General features: G+C 61.1%; 15 protein-coding genes, 3 tRNA genes and 1 riboswitch. Of the genes, 15 read left to right on the plus strand and 3 right to left on the minus strand.

The window, feature by feature from the left end; all coding sequences use genetic code 11:
- Positions 1–135: 135 nt before the first annotated feature.
- The 7 genes from EC919_RS09600 (at position 136) to astE (ending at position 8,144) form a co-directional block, all read left to right on the plus strand.
- Positions 136–1,356, plus strand: a complete 1,221-nt coding sequence (locus EC919_RS09600) for an aspartate aminotransferase family protein (protein ID WP_133773349.1) — start codon at positions 136–138, stop codon at positions 1,354–1,356.
- A gap of 177 nt (positions 1,357–1,533) precedes the next feature.
- Complete coding sequence (gene aruF / locus EC919_RS09605) at positions 1,534–2,565, plus strand: arginine/ornithine succinyltransferase subunit alpha (protein WP_133773351.1); 1,032 nt, start codon at positions 1,534–1,536, stop codon at positions 2,563–2,565.
- A gap of 124 nt (positions 2,566–2,689) precedes the next feature.
- Positions 2,690–3,715: an arginine N-succinyltransferase gene (gene astA / locus EC919_RS09610; RefSeq protein WP_133773353.1), complete on the plus strand. Its 1,026-nt coding sequence runs from the start codon at positions 2,690–2,692 to the stop codon at positions 3,713–3,715.
- On the plus strand, positions 3,712–5,181 hold the full coding sequence (astD, locus tag EC919_RS09615; protein WP_208294962.1) for a succinylglutamate-semialdehyde dehydrogenase: 1,470 nt from the start codon (positions 3,712–3,714) through the stop codon (positions 5,179–5,181). The genes astA and astD overlap by 4 nt, the downstream gene beginning before the upstream one ends.
- A gap of 218 nt (positions 5,182–5,399) precedes the next feature.
- Positions 5,400–6,746, plus strand: a complete 1,347-nt coding sequence (gene astB, locus EC919_RS09620; RefSeq protein ID WP_133773357.1) for an N-succinylarginine dihydrolase — start codon at positions 5,400–5,402, stop codon at positions 6,744–6,746.
- Positions 6,747–6,822: 76 nt separating this feature from the next.
- The gene (locus EC919_RS09625) at positions 6,823–7,116 is read left to right on the plus strand and encodes a topoisomerase II (protein WP_065986195.1); all 294 of its coding nucleotides are present in this window, start codon (positions 6,823–6,825) and stop codon (positions 7,114–7,116) included.
- Positions 7,117–7,136: 20 nt separating this feature from the next.
- Positions 7,137–8,144, plus strand: a complete 1,008-nt coding sequence (gene astE / locus EC919_RS09630; RefSeq protein ID WP_133773359.1) for a succinylglutamate desuccinylase — start codon at positions 7,137–7,139, stop codon at positions 8,142–8,144.
- 250 nt (positions 8,145–8,394) lie between these two features.
- On the opposite strand, the gene EC919_RS09635 is transcribed toward astE, so the two are convergent.
- Positions 8,395–8,889, minus strand: a complete 495-nt coding sequence (locus tag EC919_RS09635; RefSeq protein ID WP_133773361.1) for a 6,7-dimethyl-8-ribityllumazine synthase — start codon at positions 8,887–8,889, stop codon at positions 8,395–8,397.
- Between the two features lie 125 nt (positions 8,890–9,014).
- Positions 9,015–9,174, minus strand: a riboswitch (FMN riboswitch).
- 183 nt (positions 9,175–9,357) lie between these two features.
- Here EC919_RS09635 and ltaE point away from each other — a divergent pair.
- The 7 genes from ltaE (at position 9,358) to EC919_RS09670 (ending at position 15,369) form a co-directional block, all read left to right on the plus strand.
- Positions 9,358–10,362, plus strand: coding sequence for a low-specificity L-threonine aldolase (ltaE, locus tag EC919_RS09640; RefSeq protein WP_133773363.1), 1,005 nt, complete (start codon positions 9,358–9,360; stop codon positions 10,360–10,362).
- A 142-nt stretch (positions 10,363–10,504) separates the two neighbouring features.
- Positions 10,505–13,126 (plus strand): alanine--tRNA ligase, encoded by a 2,622-nt coding sequence (alaS, locus tag EC919_RS09645; protein ID WP_133773365.1) that lies wholly within the window; start codon positions 10,505–10,507, stop codon positions 13,124–13,126.
- Positions 13,127–13,216: 90 nt separating this feature from the next.
- A complete protein-coding gene (locus tag EC919_RS09650; RefSeq protein ID WP_065986190.1) occupies positions 13,217–14,449 on the plus strand; it encodes an aspartate kinase in 1,233 nt (410 codons plus the stop codon).
- Positions 14,450–14,627: 178 nt separating this feature from the next.
- On the plus strand, positions 14,628–14,816 hold the full coding sequence (gene csrA / locus EC919_RS09655; protein ID WP_133773367.1) for a carbon storage regulator CsrA: 189 nt from the start codon (positions 14,628–14,630) through the stop codon (positions 14,814–14,816).
- Between the two features lie 62 nt (positions 14,817–14,878).
- Positions 14,879–14,969: transfer RNA gene (locus tag EC919_RS09660), tRNA-Ser, on the plus strand.
- Positions 14,970–15,076: 107 nt separating this feature from the next.
- Positions 15,077–15,153: transfer RNA gene (locus tag EC919_RS09665), tRNA-Arg, on the plus strand.
- A 139-nt stretch (positions 15,154–15,292) separates the two neighbouring features.
- Positions 15,293–15,369: transfer RNA gene (locus EC919_RS09670), tRNA-Arg, on the plus strand.
- A gap of 41 nt (positions 15,370–15,410) precedes the next feature.
- Here EC919_RS09670 and EC919_RS09675 read toward each other — a convergent pair.
- Entirely contained in the window at positions 15,411–15,896 is a 486-nt protein-coding gene (locus tag EC919_RS09675) for an outer membrane protein assembly factor BamE (protein ID WP_133773369.1), read from the minus strand.
- Between the two features lie 321 nt (positions 15,897–16,217).
- On the opposite strand from EC919_RS09675, the gene mgtE reads away from it, so the two are divergent.
- A complete protein-coding gene (gene mgtE, locus EC919_RS09680) occupies positions 16,218–17,660 on the plus strand; it encodes a magnesium transporter (RefSeq protein WP_133773371.1) in 1,443 nt (480 codons plus the stop codon).
- Positions 17,661–17,805: 145 nt separating this feature from the next.
- Here mgtE and EC919_RS09685 read toward each other — a convergent pair whose 3' ends face one another.
- The gene (locus EC919_RS09685) at positions 17,806–18,132 is read right to left on the minus strand and encodes an Arc family DNA-binding protein (RefSeq protein ID WP_065986187.1); all 327 of its coding nucleotides are present in this window, start codon (positions 18,130–18,132) and stop codon (positions 17,806–17,808) included.
- Between the last annotated feature and the right edge of the window lie 32 nt (positions 18,133–18,164).

Consider the following 18,164-nt stretch of genomic DNA (forward strand, 5'->3'; position numbering starts at 1 on the left):
CGAAAACCCCGTAAAAAGCCGGTTTGGCGCTATAAGAAGTTGTCGCTTGGCGGCAAGGCCCGGCCCGAATCAGTCCTTACAATCCTTTCATCGCTCGCCTGTCCCAGGCAGGCGTTCCGTCTTCAGGAGACTCCGATGTCCGTTGAGCAAGTACCGGTGCAACGTGCCGATTTCGACCAGGTGATGGTTCCCAACTATGCCCCGGCAGCGTTCATTCCCGTGCGCGGTCAGGGTTCTCGCGTCTGGGACCAGTCGGGTCGCGAACTGGTTGATTTCTCCGGCGGCATCGCAGTCAACGTGTTGGGCCACGCGCACCCTGCGCTGGTGGGCGCGCTGACCGAACAAGCCAACAAGCTGTGGCATGTCTCGAACGTCTTCACCAACGAACCGGCGCTGCGCTTCGCCAAAAAGCTGGTCGATGCCACCTTCGCCGACCGCGTGTTCTTCTGTAACTCCGGCGCCGAAGCCAACGAAGCTGCGTTCAAACTGGCCCGTCGCGTGGCCCACGATCTGTACGGCCCGGACAAGTACGAAATCGTCGCCGCCCTGAACAGCTTCCACGGTCGCACCCTGTTCACCGTGAGCGTCGGCGGTCAGCCGAAATACTCCGACGGCTTCGGCCCTAAAATCACCGGCATCACCCACGTCCCTTTCAATGACCTGGACGCGCTGAGAGCCGCCGTCTCGGACAAGACCTGCGCGGTTGTGCTGGAGCCGATCCAGGGCGAGGGCGGTGTACTGCCTGCCGAACTCGAATACCTGCAAGGCGCGCGCAAGTTGTGCGACGAGCACAACGCGCTGCTGGTTTTCGACGAAGTGCAGAGCGGTATGGGCCGTAGCGGTCATCTGTTTGCGTACATGCATTACGGCGTGACGCCGGACATCCTCTCCAGCGCGAAAAGCATCGGCGGCGGTTTCCCGATGGCGGCCATGCTGACCACTGAAAAACTCGCCAAGCACCTGGCCGTCGGCGTTCACGGCACCACCTACGGCGGCAACCCGCTGGCGTGCGCGGTGGGCGAGGCGGTCATCGACGTGGTCAACACCCCAGAAGTGCTGGCCGGCGTGAAGGCCAAGCATGAGCGGTTCAAGACCCGTCTGGAGAAGATCGGTCAGCAATACGGCGTGTTCAGCCAGGTGCGCGGCATGGGGCTGTTGATCGGCTGCGTGTTGACCGACGCCTGGAAAGGCAAGGCCAAGGACTTCTTCAATGCCGCCGAGCAGGAAGGCGTCATGGTGCTTCAGGCCGGTCCCGACGTTGTGCGTTTCGCGCCGAGTCTGGTGGTTGAAGACGCCGACATCGAGGAAGGCCTGAACCGCTTCGAACGGGCGGTGGCCAAGCTGACCGGGGCTTGAAACTGCGCTGACTTTGTAGGAGCCGGCTTGCTGGCGAACCCGTTGCATCAGCGACATTTATGTCGATTGACCCGGCGCATTCGCCAGCAAGCCGGCTCCTACGGATCGCAGTCCTGCCGGATATTTTTATTTTTCGCCGTTAAACCGGCCCCGATTTTTTTCTCAAGGAGTGACACCATGCTGGTGATGCGCCCCGCGCAAATGGCGGATCTGAGCGAGGTTCAACGACTCGCGGCAGACAGCCCGATTGGTGTCACGTCCCTGCCGGATGACGCTGGACGTCTGGGTGACAAGATTGCCGCGTCCGAAGCCTCGTTCGCGGCGGAAGTCAGTTTCAACGGCGAAGAGACCTACTTCTTTGTCCTTGAAGACACAGAAGCCGGCCGTCTGGTGGGCTGTTCCGGGATCGTCGCCTCGGCGGGGTATTCCGAGCCGTTCTACAGCTTTCGCAACGAGACCTTCGTCCACGCCTCCCGCGAACTGAAGATCCACAACAAGATCCACGTCCTCTCGCAGTGCCACGACCTCACGGGCAACAGCCTGCTGACCAGCTTTTACGTGCTGCCTGAACTGGTTGGCACCCTGTGGTCGGAGCTCAACTCTCGCGGCCGACTGCTGTTCGTCGCCAGCCACCCGGAGCGCTTCGCCGATTCAGTGGTCACCGAGATCGTCGGCTACAGCGACGACCACGGCGACTCGCCGTTCTGGGACGCCATCGGCCGCAACTTCTTCGACATCAATTACGCCGAAGCCGAGCGCCTGTGCGGGCTGAAAAGCCGGACCTTTCTCGCCGAGCTGATGCCCCATTACCCGATCTACGTGCCGCTGCTGCCGGATGAGGCGCAGGAAGCCATGGGCCAGGTCCATCCGCGCGCGCAGATCACCTTCGACATTCTGATGCGCGAAGGCTTTGAGACCGATCATTACATCGACATCTTCGACGGCGGGCCGACTCTGCACGCGCGGGTGTCCGGCATTCGCTCGATTGCCCAGAGCCGCGTCGTGCCCGTCAAGGTCGACACGGTCAGCACCGGTGACGCAGTCAAAGGCGGGCGGCCTTATCTGGTTTCCAATGGCCAGTTACAGGATTACCGCGCGGTGATGCTGGAACTGGACTGGGTGCCCGGCAAGCCGGTGGCCCTGAGTCTGGCCGCAGCCGAAGCGCTGGGTGTCGGCGAAGGCGCCAGCGTGCGCATCGTCGCGGTCTGACGACCGGGTCAAGCTGGGTTGAGATGAGTTGACGGCCACCGGCGCTGCAGTAGCAGGCCGACGCCGTAAAGCAGGTTAGCGAGTTCGCCGGGCGTTGCAGAACCCCCCGGTTTGAGGAGAAAGCATGATCGTTCGTCCCGTACGCAACAGTGACCTTCCGTCGCTGATCGAGCTGGCGCGCAGCACCGGCGCTGGCCTGACCACATTGCCGGCCAATGAAGAGCGTCTGGCGCACCGGGTCGGCTGGGCCGAGAAAACCTTCCGCGGCGAGGCCGGGCGGGGTGACGCCGACTACCTTTTCGTGCTCGAAGATGACGACGAGAAAGTCGTGGGCATTTCCGCCGTCGCCGGGGCCGTAGGGCTGCGCGAGCCCTGGTACAACTATCGGGTGGGCCTGACGGTCAGCGCTTCTCAAGAGCTGAACATCTATCGCGAGATCCCGACGCTGTTCCTGGCCAACGACCTCACCGGCAACTCCGAGCTGTGTTCGCTGTTCCTCCACGCCGACTACCGCAACGGCCTCAACGGCCGCTTGCTGTCCAAGGCGCGGATGCTGTTCATCGCCGAATTCCCGGAGCTGTTCGGCACCAAGACCATCGCTGAAATGCGCGGCATCTCCGACGAGGAGGGGCATTCGCCGTTCTGGGAAAGTCTGGGCCGGCACTTCTTCAAAATGGAATTCAGCCAGGCCGACTACCTCACCGGGGTCGGCAACCGCGCGTTCATTGCCGAGCTGATGCCCAAGTTTCCGCTGTACAGCTGCTTCCTCTCGGAGGCGGCGCGCGAAGTCATTGGCCGCGTACACGTCAGCACCGAACCGGCGCTGGCGATGCTCAAGGCCGAGGGCTTCAGCTACCAGGGTTACGTCGATATTTTCGACGCCGGCCCGGCCATCGAATGCGAGACCAGCAAGATCCGCGCGGTCCGTGACAGCCAGGCGCTGGTGCTGGCGGTCGGCACGCCGGGCGACGACGCAACGCCATTTCTTATCCACAATCGCAAGCGCGAAGACTGCCGCGTGACCGCCGCGCCTGCGCGTTTCGCCGCCGGCACACTGGTGGTCGACCCGCAGACGGCCAAGCGCTTGCGCCTCAGCGCCGGTGATCAGGTTCGCGCCGTGCCACTGTCGCCTGCCCGGGAGAGCATTTGATGACTACCTTGTATATCGCCGGTGCCTGGCAGGACGGGCAGGGCGACGCATTCGAGTCCCTGAATCCGGTGACCCAGCAAGTGATCTGGTCGGGCAAAAGCGCGACGGCTGGACAGGTCGACGCGGCGGTCAAATCGGCTCGTCAGGCGTTTCCGGCCTGGGCGACGCGCAGTCTGGACGAGCGCATTGCCGTGCTCGAGGCTTTCGCCACTGCGCTAAAGAACCGCGCCGACGAAATCGCCCGTTGCATCGGTGAAGAAACCGGTAAGCCGCTGTGGGAATCTGCGACTGAAGTGACCAGCATGGCCAACAAGGTCGCGATCTCCATTCAGAGCTATCGCGAGCGGACCGGCGAGAAGAGCGGCCCGCTGGGCGACGCCACCGCCGTGCTGCGACACAAGCCCCACGGCGTGGTGGCGGTGTTCGGTCCTTACAATTTCCCGGGCCACTTGCCGAACGGCCACATTGTCCCGGCGCTGCTGGCGGGTAACACCGTGGTGTTCAAGCCCAGCGAATTGACTCCCAAGGTCGCCGAACTGACCGTGCAATGCTGGATCGAAGCCGGTCTGCCGGCGGGCGTGCTCAATCTGCTGCAGGGTGCGCGGGACACCGGCATCGCACTGGCCGGCCATTCAGGCATCGATGGGTTGTTCTTCACCGGCTCCAGTCGCACCGGCAACTCCCTGCATCAGCAGTTCGCCGGCCGCCCGGACAAGATTCTTGCCCTGGAGATGGGTGGCAACAACCCGCTGGTGGTCGATCAGGTCGCCGATGTCGATGCCGCGGTGTACACCGTGATTCAGTCGGCCTTTATTTCCGCCGGCCAGCGCTGCACCTGCGCTCGCCGTCTGCTGGTGCCCCAAGGTGAGTGGGGCGATGCATTCCTGGCGCGGCTGGTCGAGGTGACTTCGACGATTCAGGTCGGCGCATTCGATCAACAACCTGCGCCGTTCATGGGCTCGGTGATTTCCCTGGCCGCTGCGCAAGCGCTGATTGATGCCCAGGAAGTGATGCTGGCCAACGGCGCGGTTGCCTTGCTTGAAATGACCCAGCCTGCCGCGCAGTCGGCGCTGCTGACCCCAGGCATCATCGACGTCAGTGACGTGGCTGATCGTGAGGATGAGGAATTGTTTGGCCCGCTGCTGCAGGTCATTCGATACGCTGATTTCGACGCAGCGATCGAAGAGGCCAACGCCACGCAGTACGGTCTGGCGGCGGGCCTGTTGTCAGATTCCCAGGCGCGCTATCAGCAGTTCTGGCTGCAGAGCCGGGCAGGTATCGTCAACTGGAACAAGCAACTGACCGGCGCGGCCAGTACCGCACCGTTCGGCGGTGTCGGCGCCTCGGGTAACCATCGCGCCAGCGCTTATTACGCGGCGGATTATTGCGCGTACCCGGTGGCGTCGCTGGAAACCGAAACCCTGGCACTGCCTGCCAGCCTGACGCCCGGCATCACCCTGAACTGAGCCCCGTAGGAGCTCAGTTGATTATCTGGCCCAGTGGCGAGCGGACTGTAGGAGCCGGCTTGCTGGCGAACACGGTGGGTCAGTCGGCGATGGGATGTCAGGGCTGACCCCTTCGCCAGCAAGCCGGCTCCTACAGGTGAAGAGGCGTAGCGGTCATTGCAGCCTTGCCACACGACTTTTGATGTTTATAAAAAATACAGATCCACGGAGCCTCACCGATGAAATCCTGTGAAGTCAACTTTGACGGTCTAGTGGGCCCGACCCACAACTACGGTGGGCTGTCCTACGGCAACGTCGCGTCCCAGAGCAACTGCCAGCAATCCTCCAATCCGCGCGAGGCCGCTTTGCAGGGGCTGGCCAAAATGAAAGCGCTGATGGAGATGGGTTTCACCCAGGGCGTGCTGGCCCCGCAGGAACGTCCCGACGTGGCCGGTCTGCGCAAGCTGGGCTTCAGCGGCAGCGACGCACAGGTCATCGAGCGCGCCGCCAAAGAGTCGATGCCGCTGCTGGCCGCCAGTTGCTCGGCGTCGAGCATGTGGGTGGCGAATGCCGCCACGGTCAGCCCGAGCGCCGACACCGCCGACGGCCGCGTGCATTTCACCGCCGCCAACCTCAACTGCAAGTACCACCGCAGCATCGAGCACCCGACCACCAGCCGCGTGCTCGGCGCGATGTTCGCCGATCAGCAGCATTTCGCCCACCACCCTGCGCTGCCTGCCGTCGCCCAGTTCGGCGACGAGGGCGCGGCCAACCACACGCGCTTCTGCCGCAGCTACGGTGAGCCCGGCGTCGAGTTTTTCGTTTTCGGCCGCGCGGCATTCGACAGCCGTTTTCCCGCGCCGCAGAAATACCCGGCCCGCCAGACCCTTGAAGCGTCCCAGGCCGTAGCGCGCCTGCATGGTCTGAGCGCCGAGGGTGTGGTTTTCGCTCAGCAGAATCCGGCCGTGATCGACCAGGGCGTGTTCCACAACGACGTGATTTCGGTGGGCAATGGCGAGGTCCTGTTCTATCACGAGGATGCGTTCCTCAATACCGAGCCCATGCTCGTTGAGCTGAACGACAAACTCGGTCAACGCGGCGGTCGCTTCCAGGCCATCTGCGTGCCGCGCAGTGAAGTGGCGGTGGAAGACGCGGTGCGTTCGTACCTGTTCAACAGCCAGCTGCTGTCCCGCGCCGACGGTTCGATGCTGCTGATCGTGCCGGAAGAATGCCGCAGCAACGAGCGCGTGTGGCATTACCTGCAGCGCCTGCTGGCGGACGACAGCCCGATCCGCGAGGTCAAGGTGTTCGACCTCAAGCAGAGCATGCAGAACGGCGGCGGGCCGGCGTGCCTGCGTCTTCGCGTGGCGCTGAATGAAACCGAACTGGCGGCGGTCAATCCAGGCGTTATCATGACCGCGCCGCTGTACGACACGCTGACGCAGTGGGTCGACAAGCACTATCGCGACCGCATGAGCGACAGCGATCTGGCCGATCCACAATTGCTGACTGAATGCCGCACGGCGCTGGACGAGCTGACGCAGCACCTGAAACTGGGCGCGGTCTATCCTTTCCAGATCACCTGATGCACCCCATCCGTTACGCCTGCGCCCAAGCGGTGTCAGGCGACGATGTTTTTGCTTTTACAGAGAGAGTTTTGCCATGACCGACGCGCTGCGTTTGATCCTCGAAGACACCGACGGCACTCAGCTGGAAACGTCCTGCACCCGTCTTGCCGTTATCTGGCAGGGCAAAGAGGTCTGGATTCAGCAGGATGGCCGTGGCCAGTTGCTGATCGGCGTTGACGTCGAAGAAGGCGATGCCGAATACGCCAACCTGCTGTTGCGTCCATTGGCGACCAACCTGGTCAGCCTGCAGCTGGAAATGGAACCGGCCGACATGAGCGGCGACGATGAAGAAGGCCACGTGCACGGCCCAGACTGCACCCACGACTAAGCCTGCGCAGGAAACTCCCCATGCTCGCCCTCGGCAAACTGCTTGAACTGACCCTCGCGGGTCGCGAACCCGCGGAAAAGACTCAGCTGACTGTCGACGGCGTTCGCATGCGCTGGCTCGCTGAAGGGGCGCTGGAAGTCCGGCCTCCCGAAGCGCGGGACAATGGCACCGACCTGCTGCTGTCCGCCGGCATCCACGGCAATGAAACCGCGCCGATCGAGCTGCTCGACGAGCTGATTCACGCCATCGCCCGAGGCGACCTCAAGCCTCGCGCACGTATTCTGTTCCTGTTCGGCAACCCCGAAGCGATGCGTAGCGGCGGGCGCTACGTCGAGCAGGACGTCAACCGTCTGTTCAACGGCCGTCACGAGCACAGCGGCGGCAGCGAAGCCTTGCGCGCCTGCGAACTCGAGCGTCTGGCCGCCAGCTTCTTCAACATTCCGGGCCGCTACCGCCTGCACTACGACCTGCACACGGCCATTCGCGGCTCGAAGATCGAGCAGTTCGCGCTGTATCCGTGGAAGGAAGGTCGCGCCCATTCCCGCCGTGAACTCGCCCGGCTGCGTAAGGCGGGCATGGAAGCGGTGCTGCTGCAAAACAAGTCCTCGATCGTGTTCAGCGCCTATACCTACGACAAGCTCGACGCCGAAGCCTTCACCCTGGAGCTGGGCAAGGCGCGCCCGTTCGGGCAGAACCAGCAGGTCAATCTCGACAAGCTGAAGGCCTGTCTGGAACAGCTGATCGCTGGAACCGAAACCGATGTGCCTGCGGACCTGAACGGGTTGCAGCTGTTCAGCGTGGCCCGGGAAATCATCAAGCACAGCGATGCTTTCCGCATGCACTTGCCGGCGGACATCGAGAACTTCACGGAACTGGAAAAAGGTTACGTGCTGGCCGAAGACCTGGCCGATTCACGCTGGGTGATAGAAGAAGAGGGCGCCCGGATCATCTTCCCCAACCCGAGCGTCAAAAACGGGCTGCGGGCCGGGATTCTGATCGTGCCGGCGACGGACGAGACGCTGGCCTGATAAACCCCAGCGCGCCTGCCTTGCAGGAGCGCGCTTGCCCACGGATGCGGTGCGTCGGTCACGCTGCGCAATAAGACCAACGCCGATCTCTGCAGGAGCCGGCTTGCTGGCGAACCACATCCAACTGCCGCCATCAACGTGACTGACACGGCGCCTTCGCCAGCAAGCCGGCTCCTACAGGGGACCATGCGTCAGGCTCACGTCTGCGCCAGGCTCGAATCCGTAGGAGCCGGCTTGCAGGCTCGTCGGTTCAACCCGCCGCTTTCTGCACCTCACCGATCCGACGCACTGCGCGCAGCTTGGTCAGCGTGTCCGCGCAGGTCTTGGCCGCTTCCTGGCCCTTGTGCACGAAGTGATCGAAGAAGAACTTCTGATGCTCTTCGCCAGCGTGGAAATGGTGCGGGGTCAGCACGACCGAGAACACCGGCACTTCGGTTTCCAGCTGGACCTGCATCAGCGCGCTGATCACCGATTGCGCAACGAATTCGTGGCGATAGATGCCGCCGTCGACCACCAGACCGGCCGCCACGACGCCGCCATAGCGACCTGACTTGGCCAGCAACTTGGCGTGAAGCGGGATTTCGAATGCGCCGCCGACTTCAAAGAAATCGATATCGGTCTCGGCGTAACCGTGTTGGGCCATTTCGGCGACAAAGCCTTTGCGCGCCTGATCGACGATTTCCTTGTGCCAGCAGGCTTGTATGAAGGCGATGCGCTCGTGAGCGTGAATGGCGGTAGGTTGCATGTGTTCTGACTCCTGTTTAATGAAAAAACAGGGCGTTTTGGATCGAATGGGATGCCAGGGTACGTGCGAAACCGTGCCCGACGCCAAGCGCCTGGACCCGTCTCGAAACGATCCTGCTGTGCCAGTCCCGTTCTCTCTTCATCCGGACTATGACCGTCGGCCCCGGGATCACACCGGGTCTGCTGACCTTGCATCAAGGCTAAGCTCGCTGCAAGCGCTCGCGGGCTAGACGCATTGCGCGCCATTACCGCCGGTGGGGAATTGCACCCCGCCCTGAGAACGTTGCCAACGGCATCTTCCGTCGGCGTGCATTTTGTAACATAGATTTCCGGGATTCGCTTGGAGCCTTTTTGATGGTTTTCATCAGCTTTTCTTATAAGGCGTCTTGGCATTCCAGTCCCAAGCCTTGATTATCGATGCCCCTGACCTCAGAACTGAGGCTCGACCCTAATGAACGGGAGCTTCATCGTGGCGGCAATCGATCTGCGCAGTGACACCGTGACTCAACCCTCGGCCGGCATGCGCGACGCCATGGCCAGCGCGCCCCTTGGCGATGACGTGTATGGCGAAGACCCGACGGTCAATCGGCTGGAGTCGTGGCTGGCGGAGCGTCTCGGTTTTGCCGCCGCGCTGTTCGTACCAACCGGCACCATGAGCAATCTGCTCGGCCTGATGGCCCACTGCGAGCGCGGCGACGAATACATCGTCGGTCAGCAGGCGCACACCTACAAATACGAAGGCGGCGGCGCCGCGGTGCTCGGCTCGATTCAGCCTCAGCCCCTGGACAACCAGGCAGACGGATCGCTGGACCTGGATCAGGTTGCTGCCGCCATCAAGGCCGACGACTTTCATTTCGCCCGCACCCGCCTGCTGGCCCTGGAAAACACCATGCAGGGCAAGGTCCTGCCGATGGAATACCTCGCGGCGGCCTGGGCGTTTACCCGTGAAAAAGGACTGGGCCTGCACCTCGACGGCGCTCGGCTGTACAACGCCGCCGTCAAGCTGGGCGTGGACGCGCGGGAGATCACCCGGCACTTCGATTCGGTGTCGGTGTGCTTGTCCAAAGGACTCGGCGCGCCGGTCGGCTCGGTGCTGTGCGGCTCAAGCGAGTTCATCGCCAAGGCCCGGCGTCTGCGCAAGATGGTTGGCGGCGGCATGCGTCAGGCCGGCATCCTGGCAGCAGCGGGGTTGTACGCGCTGGAGCATCAGGTCGAGCGTCTGGCCGACGATCACGCCAATGCCACCGCCCTGGGCAAGGCACTCGCGGACCTCGGTTTTGACGTCGAGCCGGTACAGACCAACATGGTTTACGTACGGATCGGCGATCGCGCTCAGGCGCTCAACGCCCTGTGCGCCGAGCGCGGTATCGTGCTGAGCGCCGCGCCGCGGTTGCGCATGGTCACCCATCTTGATGTGACCGCTGTGCATCTGGACAAGGTGGTTGCGGCATTTGCCGAATTTGGCGCTCGCTGATCGGGTGATCAGCCCGATTGCCGGTTTCTATCGAATAACACGCTGTACCGAGCGTACAACGCCTATATAATGCGGCCCTTTGCCGTCGCTGCGTCGAATGACGCTATGCATGTGCCAGGCCGCAGTTTCCGTGGAAGAACCTATGAAAAGCGCAGAAATCCGTGAAGCCTTCCTTCGCTTCTTCGAAGAGCAAGGCCACACCCGAGTCGCCTCCAGCTCCTTGATCCCGGGCAACGACCCGACCCTGCTGTTCACCAACGCAGGCATGAACCAGTTCAAGGATTGCTTCCTCGGCCAGGAAAAGCGGGCCTACACCCGCGCCGTCAGCAGCCAGAAGTGCGTGCGTGCCGGTGGCAAGCACAACGACCTGGAAAACGTCGGCTATACCGCGCGTCACCACACCTTCTTCGAGATGCTGGGCAACTTCAGCTTCGGCGACTATTTCAAGCGCGACGCGATCACCTACGCCTGGACCTTCCTCACCGGCGTGCTGAACCTGCCCAAGGAAAAACTCTGGGTCACTGTGTACGCGTCGGACGACGAAGCCTACGACATCTGGACCAAGGAAATCGGCGTGCCGGCCGAGCGCATGGTGCGCATCGGTGACAACAAGGGCGCGCCATACGCCTCCGACAACTTCTGGACCATGGGCGACACCGGCCCGTGCGGCCCTTGCACCGAGATCTTCTACGACCACGGCGCCGACATCTGGGGTGGCCCGCCGGGTTCGCCGGAAGAAGACGGCGACCGTTACATCGAAATCTGGAACAACGTGTTCATGCAGTTCAACCGCACGGCCGACGGCGTTCTGCACCCGCTGCCAGCGCCATCGGTCGACACCGGCATGGGCCTTGAGCGCGTCAGCGCCGTTCTGCAACACGTCAATTCCAACTACGAAATCGACCTGTTCCAGAGCCTGCTGGCCGCTGCTGCAAAAGCCATCGGTTGCAGCAACGACAATCAGGCGTCCCTGAAAGTCGTCGCCGACCACATCCGTTCGTGCGGCTTCCTGATTGCCGACGGCGTGCTGCCGTCCAACGAAGGCCGTGGCTACGTGCTGCGCCGCATCATTCGTCGTGCCTGCCGTCACGGCAACAAGCTGGGCGCCAAAGGCAGCTTCTTTTATCAGATCGTCGCCGCACTGGTCGCCGAAATGGGCGAAGCCTTCCCCGAGCTGAGAAACCAGCAGGCGCACATCGAGCGCGTGTTGAAGGCTGAAGAAGAGCAGTTCGCCAAGACCCTGGAGCAGGGCTTGAAGATCCTCGAGCAGGATCTCGCCGAACTGAAGGGCACCGTCGTTCCCGGCGACGTGGTGTTCAAGCTGTACGACACCTTCGGTTTCCCGATGGACCTGACCGGCGACATCGCCCGCGAGCGCAACCTGACCCTCGACGAGGCCGGTTTCGAGCGTGAGATGGATGCCCAGCGTGAGCGCGCGCGTTCCGCCAGTTCCTTCGGCATGGACTACAACAGCCTGGTCAAGGTTGACGTGGCCACGCAGTTCACCGGTTATAAAGCCACCGCAGGCGAGGCCAAGGTCGTCGCGCTGTACAAAGACGGCCTCGCGGTCGAGCAGTTGAGCGAAGGCGAGGACGGCGTGGTCATCCTCGACCAGACCCCGTTCTACGCAGAATCCGGCGGCCAGATAGGCGATAGCGGTTACCTGACTGCCGACGGCGAAGTGCGCTTCGACGTAAGCGACACCACCAAGACCGGCGGCGCGTTCCTGCACCACGGTGTTCAAGTGTCGGGCAGCCTGAAAGTCGGGACCACCGTCAGCACCGACGTCGCTGCCGAAGTTCGCCAGGCCACCTCGTTGAACCACTCCGCCACGCACTTGCTGCACGCCGCGTTGCGCCAGGTGCTGGGCGATCACGTCCAGCAGAAAGGCTCGCTGGTCGACAGTCAGCGCCTGCGTTTCGACTTCAGCCACTTCGAAGCCATCAAGCCCGAGCAGATCAAGGCGCTTGAAGACATCGTCAACGCCGAAGTGCGCAAGAACACGGCCGTCGAGACTGAAGAAACTGACATCGAGACTGCCAAGCAGAAGGGCGCCATGGCGCTGTTCGGCGAGAAGTACGGCGACAACGTCCGCGTGCTGAGCATGGGCGGCGGTTTCTCGGTCGAGTTGTGTGGCGGGATTCACGCCAACCGTACCGGCGACATCGCATTGTTCAAGATCATCAGCGAAAGCGGTGTGGCTGCAGGCGTGCGCCGTATCGAAGCGGTGACCGGCGCCGTGGCGCTGGAATACCTGAACGCGGCTGAGGAACAACTGAAGGAAGCCGCGAACCTGGTCAAAGGCAATCGCGACAACGTTCTGGACAAACTGTCGGCGGTGCTGGAGCGCAACCGTCTGCTGGAAAAACAACTGGAACAACTGCAGGCCAAGGCTGCCAGTGCTGCGGGCGACGATCTGTCGGGCTCGGCAGTGGACGTCAAGGGCGTCAAGGTTCTAGCTGCCCGTCTCGACGGTCAGGATGGCAAGGCGTTGCTGGCTCTGGTTGACCAATTGAAGAACAAGCTTGGCCGCGCAGTGATCCTGCTCGGCGGGGTGCATGAAGACAAGGTCGTCCTGGTGGCAGGCGTCACCAAAGACCTGACTGGCCAACTCAAAGCCGGTGATTTGATGAAGCAAGCGGCTGCCGCTGTAGGCGGTAAAGGCGGCGGTCGTCCTGACATGGCGCAAGGCGGCGGTGTTGATGCTGCCGGACTGGAAGCAGCGCTGGCACTGGCTGTTCCGTTCGCCGAACAAGGTATTTAAGTCGACCCACCCGGGGCCCGTCATTCGGGTTCCGGCGCTTCGCGGTTTGAATGATAACGGGCGCCCTTCATGGGCTGAGGCGGCTTTGAGATGGCTTTAATCGTACAAAAGTTTGGCGGCACCTCGGTGGGCTCGGTAGAGCGCATCGAACAGGTGGCCGACAAGGTCAAGAAATTCCGTGATGCGGGCGATGATCTGGTGGTCGTGCTGTCGGCCATGAGCGGCGAAACCAATCGCCTGATCGAACTGGCCCGGCAGATCAGTGATCAGCCGGTGCCACGCGAGCTGGACGTCATTGTTTCCACCGGCGAGCAGGTCACCATCGCTCTGCTGGCCATGGCGCTGATCAAGCGTGGCGTGCCGGCTGTGTCGTACACCGGTAATCAGGTTCGCATCCTGACCGACAGCGCCCATAACAAGGCGCGTATCCTGCAGATCGACGATCAGAAAATTCGCGCTGACCTGAAGGCGGGTCGTGTGGTGGTGGTCGCCGGTTTCCAGGGCGTCGACGAGGACGGCAACATCACGACCCTGGGTCGTGGCGGTTCCGACACCACCGGCGTGGCGCTGGCTGCGGCGCTGAAAGCGGATGAATGCCAGATCTACACCGACGTCGATGGCGTCTACACCACAGACCCGCGCGTTGTTTCGCAGGCCCAGCGTCTGGACAAGATCACCTTCGAAGAAATGCTGGAGATGGCGAGCCTGGGCTCCAAGGTCCTGCAGATCCGCGCGGTCGAGTTCGCCGGCAAGTACAACGTCCCGCTGCGCGTACTGCACAGCTTCAAGGAGGGTCCAGGGACCCTCATTACCATTGACGAAGAGGAATCCATGGAACAGCCGATCATTTCGGGCATCGCCTTCAACCGCGACGAAGCCAAGCTGACCATCCGTGGCGTGCCAGACACCCCGGGCGTTGCGTTCAAGATTCTCGGCCCGATCAGTGGCGCGAACATCGAAGTCGACATGATCGTGCAGAACGTTTCGCACGATAACACCACCGATTTCACCTTCACCGTGCACCGCAACGATTACCAGGCCGCGCTGCAGGTTCTGCAGAACACCGCCAACGAGATCGGCGCCCGTGAAGTCATTGGCGACACCAAGATCGCCAAGGTTTCCATCGTCGGTGTCGGCATGCGTTCCCACGCCGGTGTTGCCAGTCGCATGTTCGAAGCGCTGGCCAAGGAAAGCATCAATATCCAGATGATTTCGACGTCGGAGATCAAGGTCTCGGTGGTGATCGAAGAGAAGTATCTGGAGCTGGCCGTTCGCGCGCTGCACACCGCCTTCGAACTCGACGCACCGCGTCAGGGCGAGTGAGCCTTGGGCACAATGTTCGGTTTCAGCCGCGCCTTGTGCCAATAGATGTGCGTGAGTCGCTATTCTTTTTCCGGCGCTGGTCGATACTGAGGCATGGACCTGCGGCCTCTGGCTCGGGATCATGCCGTTTGTCTATGCAGACTGTAGTCCCTTGAATGTAAGCCGTAAGGAGATAGGTATGCTGATTCTGACTCGTCGGTGCGCGGAAAGTCTGATCATCGGTGATGGTGAAATCACCGTGACCGTGCTCGGCGTTAAAGGTAATCAAGTACGCATTGGGGTCAACGCGCCCAAGGAAGTGGCCGTTCACCGCGAAGAGATTTACCTGCGTATAAAGAAAGAGAAGGACGGAGAACCAAGCCATTAATTTTTATTGAATTTTTGGTTTGCAAACGGGGAAAAGGGTGGTTATTATACGCCCCGTGTTGCGGAGAGCTGGCCGAGTGGCCGAAGGCGCTCCCCTGCTAAGGGAGTACACCTCAAAAGGGTGTCGGGGGTTCGAATCCCCCGTTCTCCGCCATTATTTGCGTAGTACGTTGCAATCTGGCTTGATCGGTAAGTTGTTGAATTTACTAGAAAAAGTGCTTGACCAAGAGATTCGACGGCCTATAATGCGCGGCAACAAATGCACTCGTAGCTCAGCTGGATAGAGTACTCGGCTACGAACCGAGCGGTCACAGGTTCGAATCCTGTCGAGTGCACCATTTAAGCGTTGGTTGTAGTGATACAAGCAACAGTCTTAAGTTAGAAAGAGCCTGGCTTCAACAGGTCTTCGGAAGCACCACTCACTTCCAGAAGTAAAATGCGATGCCCAGAGGTGAACTGGTTTAAAAAGCGCCATTTGCACTCGTAGCTCAGCTGGATAGAGTACTCGGCTACGAACCGAGCGGTCACAGGTTCGAATCCTGTCGAGTGCACCATAAAACGAAAAGCCCGCATGAAAATGCGGGCTTTTTGCTTTCTAGCGTTTGCCTTTTACGCAGCCGTGTTCATCGAATGACACCTGTCTACTGCGTCCCTTCTTCTCCTCATATACGTAACGAACTTCAGCGTTGCGGCTGATGACCTTGTCCGGTCGTCCCAGCAAGTTTTCCACGTCGCGTTTGGTCATCCCCGCGGGTGTCTGCTGATTGATGATCGCCTTGCGGCGCTGCTCCGCACTCAGGATATTTCCGCAACCGTCATCGCGCTGGCCTACGACCACCACTTCTCGGCTTCTGCGATCTCGCGGCGTGTCCGCTGTTGTACCTCGGGGAGGGGCCGTAAAGGTCGTGCCCGATGCCGGGTTGATACCCTGTGGCGCCGTCGTGTGACCGCTGGGGCAACTCAGCGTGGTGAACGTCACGCTGCCGCTTTGATCCTGGCAGCGATTGACGGTAGTGGCGCCTGCGCCGACTGGCAAAAACAGCAGCAGGGTGATGAAGAGTTTTTTAGCGTTCAGCGGCATCGCAGTGTCCTCCCTGGCCCGTTTGCGGAAAGGGTAGCGATGACGATTTCTCACGGCGAGCGGGTTTTGTTCACCGGATGTGACGGGCCAATAGCCGTGACTCGGACAGCCGTTAGCGAAGTGTTGCAACCGATTGTTTCACGTTGAATTTTTAGACTCCCGCCCCGGCAAGCGGTGTATGATTGCGCCCGTCAGCCCCGCCGGGGCTTGTGGACTACCTCCATGGACTTACCCAGTAGCAACTCAACACTAAGTTTCACCAATCAAGAATCGACTGATTGATCTTCTGGCGGGTTCCACTGCTGGGAGTGGAGTTCGCCTATGACCCAAATCGAAGTAAAAAAGACGCAGGAAAGCCTTCAGGATCGTCTCGCCCAAGTCATCGACTTGCTGCAGCGTCAGCGCATCGTCGAAGACCTGACGCACCGTCAGGAAGGCCAGAATCAGGATCGTGTCGAAAGCCTCGTTCACCGGCAAAACCTCGTCGAGCTGCAGCGTAAGCTCGACGACCTGCACTCTGCCGACGTTGCCTACATCCTCGAAGCACTTCCCCTCGAAGACCGTCTGACGGTCTGGCAGCTGGTGAAGGCCGAGCGTGACGGCGACATCCTTCTTGAAGTATCCGACTCCGTTCGGGAAACCCTGATCGCCGACATGGACGATCATGAGCTGCTCGCTGCCGCCAAGGAAATGGACGCCGACGAGCTTGCCGACCTTGCGCCAGAGCTGCCGCGCGATGTTGTCCATGAGTTGATGGAGGCGCTGGACAGCCAGCAGCGTGAGCGCGTTCGCTCCGCCTTGTCCTATGACGAGGAGCAGGTCGGCGCCCTGATGGACTTCGAGATGGTGACCATCCGTGAGGATGTCAGCCTGGAAGTCGTTCTGCGGTATCTGCGCCGCCTCAAAGAGCTGCCCGGTCATACCGACAAACTGTTCGTGGTCGATTCCGATGGCGTGCTCAAGGGCGTACTGCCCATCAAGCGTCTGCTGGTCAACGACCCCGAGAAACAAGTGTCGGAGGTCATGGCCAGTGACCCCGTGAGCTTCCATCCTGACGGTGATGCGTATGAAGCCGCCCAGGCGTTCGAACGTTACGACTTGATCTCTTCCCCGGTGGTCGACAAGAACGGCAAGCTGATCGGCCGTCTGACCATCGATGAGATGGTCGACCTCATCCGTGAGGAAAGCGAGACCGAAGTGCTCAACATGGCGGGTCTGCGCGAGGAAGAAGACATCTTCGCGTCGGTCTGGCGATCCCTGCGCAACCGCTGGTCCTGGCTGGCCGTCAACCTGATTACCGCCTTCCTCGCCTCGCGGGTTATCGGTTTGTTCGAAGGCTCCATCGAGAAGCTGGTGGCGCTGGCGGCCTTGATGCCGATCGTGGCGGGGATCGGGGGTAACTCCGGCAACCAGACCATTACCATGATCGTTCGGGCGATGGCCCTTGATCAGGTCAACACCGGCAACACCTCACGTCTGATGCGCAAGGAACTGGGTGTTGCGCTCATCAACGGTCTGGTGTGGGGCGGGGTGATAGGGATCGTCGCTTACCTGCTGTATCACAGCTGGTCCCTTGGGGTGGTGATGACCGTCGCCATGACATTGAATCTGCTGTTGGCGGCGCTGATGGGCGTGCTGATCCCGATGACCCTGTCGCGGTTCGGTCGCGATCCGGCGATGGGCGCCAGTGTAATGATCACGGCCATGACCGACAGCGGTGGGTTCTTTATCTTTCTCGGGTTGGCGACGCTGTTCCTACTGTGACTGCTCGTTTCATAAAAAACCGCCTTCAGGGCGGTTTTTTAATGTCCGCGACCTCACTTAATGGGTGGGAAACAATCAGGTCATTAAATTTCAGGCACAAAAAAGCCAGCAGTACGCTGGCTTTCAAGTCTCTGGTTTAAACGACTTACTCGTCGTCGTTTGCCAGGCTAGTGTCATGTGCAATCAGGGAAACCAGTGCGTTCTGCTGGCGGTGAGCCAACTGACGGAAGCGCTGCAGCAGCTCGCGTTCGTGAAGCGACAGCTCCGGGCTGTCCAGACGCAGACTTGGCTCATCACCTAGCGCGCCTTCTTGAATCAGACTCTGCTCAATACGCGCAATGATTTCCGAGTTCATGCTGCGGTGGTGCTGTTTGGCGACGTCCGCAATACGCTCGCGCATGCCTTCCGGGAGACGAACTACGAACTTGTCAGCTGTGCGACTGGAATAATTGGCCTGTTTCATAGGGCTCATATATTTAACCGAATTAGTTCAAAGAGAGAGGC

The sequence above is a fragment of the Pseudomonas graminis genome (assembly GCF_004364335.1).
GTDB classification, from domain to species: domain Bacteria; phylum Pseudomonadota; class Gammaproteobacteria; order Pseudomonadales; family Pseudomonadaceae; genus Aquipseudomonas; species Aquipseudomonas graminis_D.

Coding starts and splice junctions, on each gene's coding strand:
- EC919_RS09600 (WP_133773349.1), top strand. CDS start 136: ATGTCCGTTGAGCAAGTACCGGTGCAACGTGCCGATTTCGACCAGGTG.
- aruF (WP_133773351.1), top strand. CDS start 1,534: ATGCTGGTGATGCGCCCCGCGCAAATGGCGGATCTGAGCGAGGTTCAA.
- astA (WP_133773353.1), top strand. CDS start 2,690: ATGATCGTTCGTCCCGTACGCAACAGTGACCTTCCGTCGCTGATCGAG.
- astB (WP_133773357.1), top strand. CDS start 5,400: ATGAAATCCTGTGAAGTCAACTTTGACGGTCTAGTGGGCCCGACCCAC.
- EC919_RS09625 (WP_065986195.1), top strand. CDS start 6,823: ATGACCGACGCGCTGCGTTTGATCCTCGAAGACACCGACGGCACTCAG.
- astE (WP_133773359.1), top strand. CDS start 7,137: ATGCTCGCCCTCGGCAAACTGCTTGAACTGACCCTCGCGGGTCGCGAA.
- EC919_RS09635 (WP_133773361.1), bottom strand. CDS start 8,889: ATGCAACCTACCGCCATTCACGCTCACGAGCGCATCGCCTTCATACAA.
- alaS (WP_133773365.1), top strand. CDS start 10,505: ATGAAAAGCGCAGAAATCCGTGAAGCCTTCCTTCGCTTCTTCGAAGAG.
- EC919_RS09650 (WP_065986190.1), top strand. CDS start 13,217: ATGGCTTTAATCGTACAAAAGTTTGGCGGCACCTCGGTGGGCTCGGTA.
- csrA (WP_133773367.1), top strand. CDS start 14,628: ATGCTGATTCTGACTCGTCGGTGCGCGGAAAGTCTGATCATCGGTGAT.
- EC919_RS09675 (WP_133773369.1), bottom strand. CDS start 15,896: ATGCCGCTGAACGCTAAAAAACTCTTCATCACCCTGCTGCTGTTTTTG.
- mgtE (WP_133773371.1), top strand. CDS start 16,218: ATGACCCAAATCGAAGTAAAAAAGACGCAGGAAAGCCTTCAGGATCGT.
- EC919_RS09685 (WP_065986187.1), bottom strand. CDS start 18,132: ATGAGCCCTATGAAACAGGCCAATTATTCCAGTCGCACAGCTGACAAG.